9 protein-coding genes are annotated in these 13,931 nt (G+C 50.6%); 7 read left to right on the top strand and 2 right to left on the bottom strand.

Features of this window, described 5'->3' with window-relative positions; all coding sequences use genetic code 11:
• Positions 1–119 precede the first annotated feature (119 nt).
• The 7 genes from KTH90_RS07175 (at position 120) to KTH90_RS07150 (ending at position 10,642) form a co-directional block, all read left to right on the top strand.
• A complete protein-coding gene (locus tag KTH90_RS07175) occupies positions 120–1,559 on the top strand; it encodes an extracellular solute-binding protein (protein ID WP_158350006.1) in 1,440 nt (479 codons plus the stop codon).
• Positions 1,560–1,650: 91 nt separating this feature from the next.
• Entirely contained in the window at positions 1,651–2,520 is an 870-nt protein-coding gene (locus KTH90_RS07170) for a carbohydrate ABC transporter permease (RefSeq protein WP_238726550.1), read from the top strand.
• 1 nt (position 2,521) lies between these two features.
• Complete coding sequence (locus tag KTH90_RS07165) at positions 2,522–3,343, top strand: carbohydrate ABC transporter permease (protein ID WP_158350005.1); 822 nt, start codon at positions 2,522–2,524, stop codon at positions 3,341–3,343.
• Positions 3,344–3,355: 12 nt separating this feature from the next.
• Positions 3,356–6,172, top strand: a complete 2,817-nt coding sequence (locus KTH90_RS07160; RefSeq protein WP_238726549.1) for a glycoside hydrolase family 38 N-terminal domain-containing protein — start codon at positions 3,356–3,358, stop codon at positions 6,170–6,172.
• A 105-nt stretch (positions 6,173–6,277) separates the two neighbouring features.
• Complete coding sequence (locus KTH90_RS07155) at positions 6,278–7,363, top strand: GntR family transcriptional regulator (RefSeq protein ID WP_158350003.1); 1,086 nt, start codon at positions 6,278–6,280, stop codon at positions 7,361–7,363.
• Positions 7,364–7,625: 262 nt separating this feature from the next.
• Positions 7,626–7,751, top strand: coding sequence for a hypothetical protein (locus tag KTH90_RS24860; protein WP_275061350.1), 126 nt, complete (start codon positions 7,626–7,628; stop codon positions 7,749–7,751).
• 11 nt (positions 7,752–7,762) lie between these two features.
• Positions 7,763–10,642 (top strand): glycoside hydrolase family 2 TIM barrel-domain containing protein, encoded by a 2,880-nt coding sequence (locus KTH90_RS07150; RefSeq protein WP_158350002.1) that lies wholly within the window; start codon positions 7,763–7,765, stop codon positions 10,640–10,642.
• 33 nt (positions 10,643–10,675) lie between these two features.
• Here KTH90_RS07150 and KTH90_RS07145 read toward each other — a convergent pair whose 3' ends face one another.
• Together KTH90_RS07145 and KTH90_RS07140 are read right to left on the bottom strand one after the other, a co-directional pair.
• Complete coding sequence (locus KTH90_RS07145; RefSeq protein WP_158350001.1) at positions 10,676–11,902, bottom strand: [Fe-Fe] hydrogenase large subunit C-terminal domain-containing protein; 1,227 nt, start codon at positions 11,900–11,902, stop codon at positions 10,676–10,678.
• A 482-nt stretch (positions 11,903–12,384) separates the two neighbouring features.
• Positions 12,385–13,926: a putative polysaccharide biosynthesis protein gene (locus KTH90_RS07140; protein ID WP_158350000.1), complete on the bottom strand. Its 1,542-nt coding sequence runs from the start codon at positions 13,924–13,926 to the stop codon at positions 12,385–12,387.
• Between the last annotated feature and the right edge of the window lie 5 nt (positions 13,927–13,931).

Raw genomic sequence — 13,931 nt, 5'->3', positions numbered from 1 at the left:
CAAATTTAAATACTTTGAAAAGGAGGGAAACCGGAAAATTAGTAGATATTACGAATAGTGGTACAGATAGACATGTGGTCGAATGAAAAAAGGGTAATTAGGAAAGGAAAAGGAAGGTTATGAAAAAACAAATTTGTATTTTATTGGTAATTTGTATGACGGTATTGGGAATTTCCGCCTGTGGAAAGTCGGACGACGGCGCGGGCACTGATACGAACACAAATAACGGTACGGGCACGGAGCAGAGTTCTGATTCCGGACAGTCCGGTGATAAAAAGAAAATAACCTTTGCATATCTGGATGCCAGCGGGGAAGACGCTAAGGAAGACGGCTGGATCCACAAATGGGCAATGGATACATACGACAAATGGGATCAGAAAGATAATGTAGAGCTGGAACTGATTCCCTATGTAGGAACGGAAGGGGATTACTTTACGAAGATGGCGCTGGAGCTCTCTGATGAAAGCACAGCACCTGACATTTTCTATGAAGATTCCTTCCAGGTGACGGCGGATGCGGCAGCCAATTATCTGGCTCCGCTGGATGAATATCTGGGAAGCTGGGAGTCCTGGTCCAACGGCTCTGTGATAGATGCTTGTAAAGAAGCGGCAACCGGTATGGATGGTAAGGTTTATGGTATCCCGCTGGCTACGGATTCCAGAGGAATCTGGGCAAACACCGCGGTACTGGAACAGGCCGGGCTTTCGAAAGACTGGAAACCTGCCACCTGGGCGGAGCTGCTGGATGGCTGCCGTCAGATTAAGGAAAAATGTGAAGGAGTAGTTCCTTTCTGGTATACCTGTGAGGAGACTTCAGAGGCTACCAGCATCAATACTTTTGAAATGGTATTGTACGGAACCAACGATCACCTATTTGATACGGAATCCGGAAAATGGAATATCAGAAGCAAGGACATGCTCTCCAGCCTCGAATTTTTCCAGACTACGGTACAGGAAGAACTGACCGGAAGCGCTTCTGAAGTTACGAATACCAACTCTTTGAATTATGCAATGGAGTATATGAGAGACGGAAAATTAGGCATGGTACTTACGTCAACCGCAGTCCCCAATGCGTTTTACAGTGCCGGACAAAGCTTTGAATGGGCGGATTGGGATAAAACGCTTTCCTTGATCCCGATGCCTACCCAAAATGGAGATCTGGGCGGAAGCGTTACGATGTCCGGAGGTTATGCATGGTCTGTTTCATCCCATTCTGAGGAGAAAGAACTTGCTTTTGATTTTATCACAGCTATGATGGATAACAAAGAACAGGTAGTTACCTATATGATGGAGTGCGGTCAGCTGCCGACCATAGATGTAACAGATGCTGCAAACTACGCGGACCTGTCTGCACGGCCGTTTATGCAGGAAGCTACAGAACTGCTGCAAAACGCACAGTACCGGCCGCACAATGAAAAGTATTCGGAAGTATCCACCTTCCTATCTCAAATGGTCAATTCCGTTGTGTGTGGAAATGACCCCGCAAAAGCATTGGAGAACTATTCTCAATCTGTAATCTCCATCGTAGGCGAGGAGAATACGCAGGACCTGTCCAAATAGAAAAATGGGGGCTGTTAAGCAAGATTCCGGCAGCCCCCCTTTTCATTCAAGCTAAGAGTTTCGAACTCTCTTCAAAAAAAGGAGAAAAAAGTTGCATAAACAAATTTCGTTTGGGAAAAAAGTAATCTATTTAGTTCCTTCTGTTGTTCTGCTGCTGATTTTTTTCGTGGGACCGGTTATATTAAGCCTTTATTTTTCATTTACCAATATGGCATTAACAGGCAGCAATGCCAGTGATCTGCGGTTTATCGGACTGGAAAATTATAAGCATATGATTTCAGATCCAATGGTAAAGAAAGCAATTATAAATACACTGGTGTTTATGGTGGGTTCCGTAGTGGGACAGACGCTGCTGGGATTCGGCTTTGCCTATATGATGAGAAGCTGTCACAAAAAAGTACGGAAAGTTGTAGGAAGTATCATTATGATTGGCTGGATTATGCCGGAGATGGTGGCTGCTTTCTGTATGAGTTCCCTATTCCATGACAGCGGTACCTTGAATATGATTCTGGAGGGACTGGGGATTTCCGGAGTTTCCTGGCTGTATACCTTCCCGATGGCGGCGGTTATCATAGCGAATGTGTGGAGAGGAACCGCGTTTTCCATGCTGGCGTACCAGGCAGCGTTGGATGATGTCCCGTCAGATATCGAAGAATCATCAAAATTGGACGGGGCGAACCTGATCAAGAAAATCTATTATATTATTTTACCGACTATCAAAAATACGATAATGACAAATACCATGCTGATCACACTGATGACGCTTGGATCTTTCGGCCTGATCTGGATCATGACCGGCGGCGGTCCCAGCGGAAAGACGCAGACACTTCCAATCCTGATGTATATCAAGGCATTTAAAAATTCTCAGCTGGGTTATGGAGTGGCGATCTCTATTATTTCACTGGTGGTCGGAGTGATCTTCGGTATTTTCTACATAAAAGCAGCAGGCAAGGAGGATTGACATGAAGAGAAAGAGAAAACTTGCGCTGATTGTGAATGTCGTGATGATCATCATGGCCGTTATGTGGCTGCTGCCCATGCTGTGGATGTTTATGGCCTCGGTCGATCCCAGCGCGAACGTATTTACCAAGCTGCCTTCCGGTATTACCATGCAGAATTTTGCCTCCGTGCTGAAAAGCCATACGAATCAGATGTCCTTCCTGAACAGCCTGATTCTCTCGTTCGGAGTCGCGATTCTGGTTATTATCTGTTCCGGACTGGCCGGATATGCGCTGTCCAGATATGAGATGAAATATAAGAAATCTTTTTTGATGACGGTGCTGTTTATGTCATCACTGCCAGGGACCGTGCTGATCGTTCCGGTTTACCGGATGTTTGTAACATTGAAACTCAATGACAGCCTGGCGGGTATCATTTTGTTTATGGCTGCCACGACGCTGCCGTATTCCCTTTGGATGATGAAGAACTTTATGGACAGCGTGCCGCTGTATCTGGAGGAAGCAGCCAGTGTGGATGGGGCAGGTACCTGGCAGCGGATCCGCAGGATTATCGTGCCGCTGATGGTGCCTGGTACGTTCTGTGTAGCGATACAGGCGTTTATCGGAGCATGGGGGAACTTTATGGTGCCGTTTATTCTGCTGAAATCGGCTGACAAATATCCGGCTGCGGTAACCATGTATCAGTATATTGGCATGTGGGATATTTCCTACGGGGAACTCACCGCATTTTCCATTCTGTATGCGGTTCCTGTACTGTTTTTATATGTCATCGGCCAGAACTATATGTCCAAAGGGTTCAGTATGTCGGGGGCAGGAAAAGGTTAAAAGAGGATGAGGATGAGCGAATTAAAATTATATTGGAAATTGAAAGAGGAATGCGGGCGGAACTACTGGGAACAGAGGATTCTGGCCGAACTGGAATTCCTGCGCAATATGTTTGAGGAGGAAGACCAGGCCGTACCCGAGCTGTTCTGCCGGACAGCAGATGGACTGTACGGGAAATTAAAGGCCCAGGGCGGCCTCATCGAACAAGATGTGAGAGTGGCGGAGGAAGCGCTGGCCGCATATCACGACAGAGCCAAACAATACCATGTCACCTGTGCGGCTCACGCCCATATCGATATGAACTGGATGTGGGGGATGCCGGAAACGGTCGGCGTCGTGATCGATACGTTCCAGACGATGCTGAACCTGCTGGAAGAATATCCGGATTTTATTTTTTCACAGTCTCAGGCGTCGACTTATGAGATTATCGAGAAATATGCGCCGTCCATGCTGCCGGAGATCCGGAAGCGGGTGCAGGAGGGACGCTGGGAGGTAACCGCGTCCAGCTGGGTGGAAGCGGACAAAAATATGACAGGTACGGAAGCCATGGTCCGCCATATTTTATACACCAAAGAATATCTGAAAGAACTGCTGGGGATCGATCCGGATTCCATACAGGTGGATTTTGAACCGGATACCTTCGGACACAGCCGTTATGTACCGGAGATTTTAAGCCACGGCGGTATCAAATATTATTTCCACTGCCGGGGAAATGATCAGGAGGAAGTATACCGCTGGAGAGTACCCTCGGGGAAGGAAGTGCTGGTGTACCGGGAACCGAACTGGTATCTGGGACCTGTGGACTATGAGATGACTTCCTATGTACCAGGATACTGTAAGAGGAACCATACCATGGAGGCGCTCTATGTATATGGAGTGGGTGACCATGGCGGAGGCCCCACCAGAAGGGACCTGGAGCGCATTATCGATATGCGGGAATGGCCGCTGCTGCCAGAGATTCAGTTCGGCAGATATCACGATTTCTTTCAGGCGCTTGAAAAAAACATGGAAGATTATCCCGTTGTGGAACGGGAATTGAATTACATTTTCACCGGGTGCTATACGACTCAGTCCCGGATCAAAAATGCGAACCGTACCTTAGAGGACAGCTTCTATGACAGCGAGGTGCTGGGAGCGATGGAATACCTTTGCCAGGAATCCAGGAGCAACCGCAGCGGCCTTCGGAAGGGCTGGAGAAATCTTATGTTCAACCAGTTTCACGATATCCTGCCCGGCTCCTGCGTGGATGACACGGTATCCTATTCATTGGGAATCAGCCAGGAGGCCATGTCCTATGGAATCGCCTGTGCGAACCGGTCCATGAAGGCGGTGGGTGATCGGATCGACACTTCGGCCATGGGTTATCCGGATGGCCAGGACTCCACATCGGAAGGAGCGGGAGTGGGTTATAATACCATGGGGACCCCCATGCGGTCCGGCCAGGCCGCGTCTGACGGTAGGAAAATCACAGAGGCGTGCAGGGGAAAGGGAAATATCCGAGTCTACACATTGTTCAATACCACGCAGTATCCCCGTCTGGAACCCGTGGAAATCACCCTATGGGACTGGCAGGCATCTCTGGACAGAACCAGGGTGACAGATGGGGAAGGAAAACCGGTAGAATATGAGGTAGTGGAGAAGGATCAGGCCTATTGGCAACACAGCTTCCACAAGCTGGTGTTTACCGCGCAGGTCCCGGCTTTTGGATATGCCAATTATTATATCAGGGAAGACGAACTGCCCATAAAAATGCATAAGACAGATGAACCCAGGGTCCACCGGATGGAGGACGGGGTCTATGTGCTGGAAAACCAGAAGCTGAAGGCTGTATTTGCCACCGATTCGATGAAACTGGTTTCCCTTACGGATAAGCAGAACCAAAAAGAGCTGCTGGCCGGAACACCTTCTGGTTTCTTCCGGTATATCCTGGAAGATGATTCCCGGGATTACTCCGCGTGGATGGTCGGGGCCTATCGGAAAATCGAGGATCTGAATGAGGAGTGTGCGATCCGTATCCTGGATCAGAAGAGCAGCGGTATCCGGCAGTGGATCACATATCAGATGGATTTCCATCATTCTTCCCTGGTGGTGAAAGTCATATTGGATGACCAGTCTAAGATGCTTCGTTACCGGATAAAGGCAGACTGGCATGAGACAGGAACACCGGGCGGCGTAACGCCCCAGCTTCAGTTCTATATGCCCTTTGGATATGCCTCAGATCAGACCAGATATGACGTCCCAGGCGGTGTGGTAGAGCGGGAAAGCGCCGGGCATGATGTTCCGGCGATCTACTATGGAGCGCCGCTTCCGGTGGAGGAAGGAAGCTGCCTGATGCTCACGTCAGACAGTAAATATGGCTATCGGACGGAGAAACAGGCGATCCTGATGAATCTGCTGCGGGCCGCGTACACACCTGACCGGTACCCGGATCAGGGCTTCCATCGCTGGGATCTGGGAATCGGGGTTCTGTCGTCGGCAGACTGGTGTGAGATGATGTCCGAGGCCATATGTTTCTCCCATCCGGTCTATGCCTACTCGAACAGTGTCCATCCCGGAACGCTGGGACAGTCCTTTAGTTTCCTGAATGTGGACGGCCAGGTAAAAGTAACGGCCTTAAAGGAAACGGAAGATGGGAAAGGCCTTCTGCTTCGATATTATAACTGCGCAAAGAAGGATGAAAAGCTGACAGTGGCTTCCCCCAACAGCTGGAAAGAGGTCAGCCGTTCGGATGCCATGGAAAACACCGGTGAAAAACTGGCAGACAAAGGAAATGATCTGACCGTCCGCCAGGCAGCCGGCACGCTGGACTGCATAAAGATCCTGTATTGACGGCAGATTCACTGTGCGAACCAGATTTTGGCAATATCAGTTGCACTTCCGCACAAACACATTTATAATTTAAGAAGAAACAGAGGGGATAGAAGGAGTGACTGTATGCGCAATCAAAACGAAACCAAATATGCAATGGTTACCACTTATTTGCTGAATTACATAAAAGAACACCATTTAACGGCAGGAGATAAACTGCCCACGGAAATGCAGCTGGTAGAGAAGCTGGGAACCAGCCGGATCACGATTCAGAGGGCGATCCGGGAGCTTCAGCAGCGAGGTATCGTTCGGCGCGTGCAGGGTGGCGGAACCTATATCGCCGGTGAGACGGAGGAAACGGAAGAAGAAAAGGAAATCCAGTTTATTCCCTTCGTACTTGCGAGTGAAAATGATTACACGGGTGCCCTGGACTATATACAGGGAGCGGACGCCTATTTATCGAATCATTCCTATTATCTGACCGTGCATTCCAGCCATAAAAACGCGCAGGAGGAATGCGAGGTGATAAAACGGCTGGTGGAGGATGGGTCCAAATGCATCATGATCCAGCCCTGTTCCTCATCGGAGAATTTTTCTCTGTATTTTCAGATGATGCAAAAAGGGGTCGAGTTCGTGTTCGTGGACCGGATCCCGCAGCATCTGGTGGCAAATATGGTCGTGTGCGACAATGTAAACGGCGGCTACATGGCCACCAGGCATCTGATCAATTGCAATGCGAGACGTATCGGTTTCGTCAGCATGGAGCCGGTCAGCGTCGCCTATTCCCTGGTGCAGAGGAGGGCGGGTTACGAGATCGCCCTTCAGGAAGCCGGTATTCCTTATGATGAAAAGTATGTGCAGTTCAGTGAGCCGGGAGACGAATCCATGCAGATCGTGGACCGGCTGCTGGAACTGCCGGAGCCTCCGGACGCGCTGTTCTGCGCCAATGATGTGACTGCGGTGGAGGTTATGAACTATCTGCAGTCGATCCATATCGAGGTGCCGGATGACATGATCCTGATCGGCTTTGATAATCTGAGTATCGCCCAGAGCGCTGCGGTTCCGATCTCTACCATAGAACAGCCTTTCTTTAAGATCGGATATGAGGCGGCCCGGATCGCCAGGAAGCTCCTGAGTGGGGAGCGGGACTATATCTACCAGGAGATCCTCCCGGTGGAATTGCTGAAACGGGCCAGTACCCGGAAAATTTAACGTTTGTAGTGCGGCGGCGGGCAGCCCGTATGAGACGGGTGCCCGGCCCGAACATATAGCTGAAGCCCGCCGGCCGGTTTTCGGACAATTCTGTTCCTAAAACCAGCCGGCTTTTTTTATTTCATTCATAGGAAAGTGCTCCTATGAATGAAATATTATTCCAGAATGGGTCAAAAAAGTAAACAAAAGGGACAATTCTATGAATATATTTTCCGTAAAATAATGATATAATAAGACTATTAAGTGGGAGAGCCGGAGAAGAATGCGGAAGGAACCTGGGGGACTCCGATCGGGAATGGGGGACAATGTAAACTGGACGCTGGTCAGCATCTCAGAGGACGAGAAATATAATGAGCAGCTGAGAAATCTGCAGAAAATAACCCATTGAGGAGGTTAAACATGAAATTTTATGAAGATCAGCCGGGTGTCTGGTGTTTAAACCGCGGCTGGAAATTTAAAGAGACGGATTGCAGTGATCTGCCGGCCGGAGTCCGGCATGATGATATTTATGACTATACGAAGGCGGGCGGTGCCAAAGGCCCTGCGGAGCTGTCCTTTGATGATTCGGGCTGGGAGCCGGTGATCCTGCCCCACGACTGGGTGACAGAAAAGCCTTTTGTTGAACAGGCGTCCCCGAATCATGGCTATAAGAAGCGGGGGACAGGATGGTACCGTTTAAAATTCCGGCTTCAGGAGGAGGACCGGAATAAACAGATCCTTTTGGAGTTCGAGGGTCTGAGCAGCAAAGCATTGATCTATATAAACGGTACACTGTGTAAACGGCAGTTTTATGGTTATAACAGCTTTTGCATTGATATCACGGATATGGCCTGTTTTGCCCCTGCGGTCAACCTGCTGGCGGTCAGGATCGAGGCAGACGCCTGGGAGGGCTGGTGGTATGAGGGGGCTGGGATCTACCGAAATGTCTGGATGGTCAAAAAAAGCCCTGTTCATATCGCGTGCCAGGGGGTATATGTAAAACCGGAACAGCAATCGGACGGAACGTGGAAGCTGGACGTAGAGACAGCGGTTGAGAACAGCTTCGGACGGGATCAGAGGATGAGACTGGAAGCGGCCCTGTATCTGGATGGGAAAAAGCAGCGGGAGTTTCCTGCGGTGTGCAAAAAGGTGCCCGGATTTGCGCGTGTCATTTATGAGCAGAGCATCACTGTGGATCAGGTGGAAATCTGGAATACCGGGAATCCAGTTCTCTATGAAGTGCGGTCTGTCTGCAGGGGGACGGATGGTGAGGCCTCGGAAGGTGAAAAAGTGCCATATGAGGGTAAGGCCGCGGAGGGGGAAAAGGTCAAAGCACCTGACATCCTACTCAGATCAGACTCGCTGGACTATCTGAACACAAGATTCGGATTCCGTACGATCCGCTTAGATGCAGACACCGGATTCTGGTTGAACGATGAGAACATAAAGCTAAAGGGTTTTTGCTGCCATCAGGATCACGAAGGTATAGGGGTGGCGGTCCCCTATGCGGTCAAGGAATACCGGATCAGACTGTTGAAAAAGCTGGGGGCCAACGCATACCGGTGCGCCCATAACCCGGACCCTGAGATCCTGGACATCTGTGACCGGCTGGGAATGATGGTGATGGAAGAGAACCGGACGTTTTCCTCCGATGAGGATACCATCGCCCAGGTGAGAGGGATCATCCGCAATGCCAGGAACCATCCCAGTGTGATTCTGTATTCTATTTTCAACGAGGAGCCGTTACAGGGGACGCTCCGCGGAGGACGCATGGCGGCCAGGCTGCGCCAGGCCGTCCACGAGATGGATCCTGCCAGGCCGGTACTGGGATCATTTAACGGAGGATATCTGGAAGAAGAAGGCGCCGCCCTGTCTCTGGATGCGGTGGGAATCAACTATAATCCGAAGCGCTATGATGAGTTCCACAGCAAGTTCCCGGATATTCCTCTGGTGGCTTCTGAGACGGCCAGCGCCTTTATGGTCCGTGGCGAATATAAGAACGACGAAGGACTTCATATCATTGCAAGCTATGATGAATCCTGTGCCCCCTGGGGGGATACGCACAGGGACGCCTGGCGATGGGTCATGGAGCGGCGGTTTGTAGCGGGCGGTTTTATCTGGACCGGATTTGATTACCGGGGAGAGCCCACGCCCTTTGAGTGGCCCAGTGTGGGAACCTTCTTCGGAACCTATGATTCCTGCGGGTTTCCCAAGGAGGCCTGTTACTTATACCAGGCATTCTGGACGGATGAGCCTATGGTACATCTGGCGGCCCCGTGGGGAACGGGGAGTACGCCCGGTGAACCGGTGAAGATATTGATCATATCGAACTGTCAGGAAGTGGAAATTACGGTGAATGGCAGACTGGTTCAGAGGAAACCGGCAGACCGCTTCCAACCGGAACTGATCCGTATTCCCTATGAAGCTGGTGTTCTAAAGGCAGTAGGGTACAGGGACAGGGAGGCGGCGGCCGAACATACGCTGGCGCCGGTCCGGTCAGCCTGCGCGCTGCAGATCCGGACCAGCAGTGCGGAATTGAAGGGTGACGGTCTGGATGCCGTCGTGGTTAATGTCTGTGCGGTGGACAACGAAGGAAATGTGATCCCGGACGCGGATCAGACCGTATTCTTTGAAATAAGCGGGGGAGCCGTATTGATCGGCACCGGTAACGGAGATCCCAATTCCCATGAGCCGGATACTGCCTCATCCCGGAAATTATTTCACGGATACGCCCAGGCGGTCATACGAAACGAAGGTCCGGAAGCCGTCGTAGTCCGTGTAAGGTCTGAGGGATTAAAGGAAGCAAACGCGGTCCTTCCGGTGCGGCAGATCCCGCATATCCCATACGTGGAAGAGGCGAAAGATACCGTCGTGGAAGGGTGGAGGATGTATCACCAGCTTCTTGACCAGCAGCCGGATATCCTGCTCAGCGCCGATGTCAATGACAGAAACAGCTTTGAGCCGATCGAGTTTCACGGCAGGCCGCAGAGCGAATTCACCGGAAAGCTGAATAAATTCGGAGTTTATCAAACCCAGCTGTCCTTGACTGGGAACAAGGGAGGCAGATACCTGTATTTCCCGGAAATCAAAGGCCAGGTCTGGGTCAGCCTGAATGAAGAACAGGTGGCGGAACGGATCCATCTGACATCAGGACCGCTGAAGGTAGAGATACCTGCCGCGTTTGGCAATACAGGAACCTGTACCGTGGTCATTTGCAATCAAAATACGGAAAACAGGGAGGCGGGTATCTGTGCTCCGGTTATTCTAAGTGAAGACGGCGGCCCAAAAACGGAAGGATAAGGAAGCTGCGGAAGATAGGATCAGACCCAAACCTTAAAAGTCCCTGGTAAATATATCGCTCTTGTGGAGTAAATCTTCCACCGTGTCAAATCCCAGCCGGTGAAGCAATTCCATCACATAGGGATTTTCAAGGGGGGTGTAATAGGCAGCGTCATCGCCGTAGACCTCCACATGCCTGCGGCCCTCTTCCCGGTCCAGAATCGCTTTGGGGCCGCCGACGCAGCCGCCCACACAGCCCATGCCCTCGAAAAAATTACCATCGATCCCGCCATTCTCCAGCTGCTGGATCATGGCCCGGCAGGCCGGCACACCGTCGGCCTGTCTGGTGTGTATCGCGATATTCCGGTGGGGATTCAGCTGTTCCACGGTGGATTTCACCGCTTCACTGACCCCCCCGGTATGGGCATAGATCCTGCCTGCCCGGGAAGAGTGATCCTTTTCACTCTCCGGCAGAACGCAAGGATCGATGTCAGCCGCCTCAAAAACATCCCGTATCTCCTGAAATGTAAGCACATAATCAACGGCCCCGGCCAGATCCGGCTCCCGTGCCTCGCTTTTCTTAGCGATACATGGTCCGATAAACACGGTGACCGCTTCCGGATGCAGCTTCTTAATCACCCGGCCGCAGGCGATCATAGGGGAGACCGCACCGGGCACATGGGGCATAAGATCCCGGTAAATCTTCCGAATCATGGCGATCCACACCGGACAGCAGCAGCTGGTCAGCTGATAATCCCCGTCATGAAGAATATTCTTGTCAAACTCCAGCGCCTCTTTTAACGTCAGAATATCCGCAAAGAGAGCTACTTCCACCATCCCGTCAAATCCCAGAGCCTTGAAGGCATTGCGCAGCTTACCCGGTGTCACATCTTCGCTGAACTGGCCCAGAAAAGCCGGCGCTACCAGAGCGTAGGCCAGTTTTTCCTTATCCCGGACTGCTTTTAAGGCAGGCAGGATATCTCTGCTGGCGGTGAGCTTGTCCGAATGACAGGCCTCGATACAGGCGCCGCAGCCGGTACACAGATCAGGATCGATGATAAGCTTCCCATCCGGCCCCGGAACGATCGCGTCAAATACACAGCTCTTCTCACAGGCCTGGTCATATTCACACTTCTCACAGGACTCGGTACGCAAAACCGGCGGATATTTTTCCGGGTACAGCAGGCAGTCCAGATGCCCTGCTTCGTGCTCCGGCAGCGGTTTTCCATCCGGCTTCAAAGTTTGTTTCAACACTTCCCGATACAGTTCTTCAAAAGTCATGGTCTTATTTTTCCTTTTCTTATTTTCTTACTTTTTATGATATTCTTTTCAGCGAAAGCTGATTACCTAAATCCAGGATTTTGTTATTTCCCGATACACGATATCTGGCAGTATATCTGGGGTGCCGGGAAATTAATATAGGGCAGACAGTGAATCATCGGCTATCAGGCTATTATCTCTGTTCATAATTTACTTTATACCAATATTTTGTATCAATATTCATGTGATATACGTGATAAAATGAGTATCTTTTTTATTTTAGAAGGTGCGTTTTACTGCCTTCGGTGCATCTGTTTACCGGGCCAGTAGGGTACAGGCCCGCAAATATATTGAGGATTGGTTTTTTTATGATTTTGTGGGCCTGTGTACATATCTGAAATTGTCCAAGAAGATTAAAATGACCGGCTATTCAGGGACAAAAGGCCTGGAATACCTGTTTCATAAAGCAAACAGAACTTAGAGAAAATATGCAAATAAATCATTTACCGGCCCTCCTTCACCCCAGAATAAGGCTTCCGCAAATGCAGCGCCCCAAAAGCCAGCAGCAAGATAACATAAAGCACACAGATAATCCCGGCTGAAATACCCATAACAATCAGATCCAGCGGAATCGAAAGTTTTTTTAATACAGAATAGCTCAATAGACCGCCTCCTATGGCGATAAGAATCGAAATCACCGGTTTCACCACCCAGTCGTGCAGAGGAAAGTCCATGGCCGCCTCCCGGTTCAGCACGAACATTCCCATAAATGTCAACACAAGCTCGCTGATCAGAACACCCCACAGGTATCCCTTAATCCCATAGCGGGGAACGCAGAAGAACACAAAAGCTATCCGTATCCCGAGTCCGAACATGTTAAAAAGGAAAGTCGTAGTGGTTTTACCCAATCCGTTCATGATACTGAACAGGGTGGTGGTCAGATAGAGAAACGGGCAGATCCAGGCCAGCGTTACGATAAAACTGCCTGCCATTTCATTGTTGAAAATAAACAGTCCCATTTCATCCCCGAAAGCCAGAAATACGCCGGTGCACATGATCCCGAGAATCAGGCAGTACTTGATCGTATTTTCTATAGTCTTACCAATCATCCGGCGGTCATTCCTGGCCTGCGCTTCAGCCACCGCAGGCAGCAGCATCACGGAGACGGAGTTGGTGATGGCGGAGGGGAATAAAATCAGAGGCATGGACATTCCGGTCAGCACGCCGTACACACTGAGCGCCCCGGTATTATCCATGCCGAACAATCGAAGCTGCCCTGGTATGAGGATCGCCTCCGCGCTCTGCAGCAGGTTGATCAACACCCGGTTGGCCGTCAGGGGCAGTGAGAGGGTGAAAATATTGCGCAGCTGTGAGAAGGGGGTGGCCGTTCTGGAGGACTGGACCGGATTCCGGTGAAAGTGGTACCCCAGCGCAGTCAGGGAGTACAAGGTAGAGACCAGTTCCCCCACCGCCAGCCCGATCACCGCGATGGAAGCGGTTACGGCGAATCCTTTCTCCAGACAGATCAGATACAGCAGGTAGACGCTGGCTACCCGCACTACCTGTTCGATGAGCTGCGTCATGGCGGGGACAGAGGTCTTCTGCAGCCCGTAATAATAGCCGTTGATACAGGCATGAATGGAACCAAACGGGATGGAGATGGCTGTGATCTGCAGCAGGACCGAACATCTGGGTTCGCCCAGCATATGTACAGACAGCCACGGCGCGTATTGGAACAAAATATAACTGGCCAGGAAGGACAAAACGGTGGAAAGGCCCAGGCCTACATACAGGGTATCCTTGGCGCTGCGGTCGTCACCGGTCGATACCTTTGCGGCCACAAAGCGCGAGATGGCAGTCTGGATACCGGCCACGGTCAGAGAAAAGCAGATAGAGTGAATAGGGAAAATCAATTGGTAAATTCCCATCCCTTCCGCACCGATCGTATGGGATAAGAATATTCTATAGAAGAACCCTATGATTCTGGTGACCAGTCCGGTGATGGTCAAAATCAGGGTTCCGCGGATCAGCATGTGCTTTTTCATAGGAA

Origin of the sequence: Diplocloster modestus, from assembly GCF_019042245.1 — a bacterium.
Lineage (GTDB): Bacteria > Bacillota > Clostridia > Lachnospirales > Lachnospiraceae > Diplocloster > Diplocloster modestus.
This window is presented reverse-complemented; position numbering and strand designations above follow the sequence as displayed.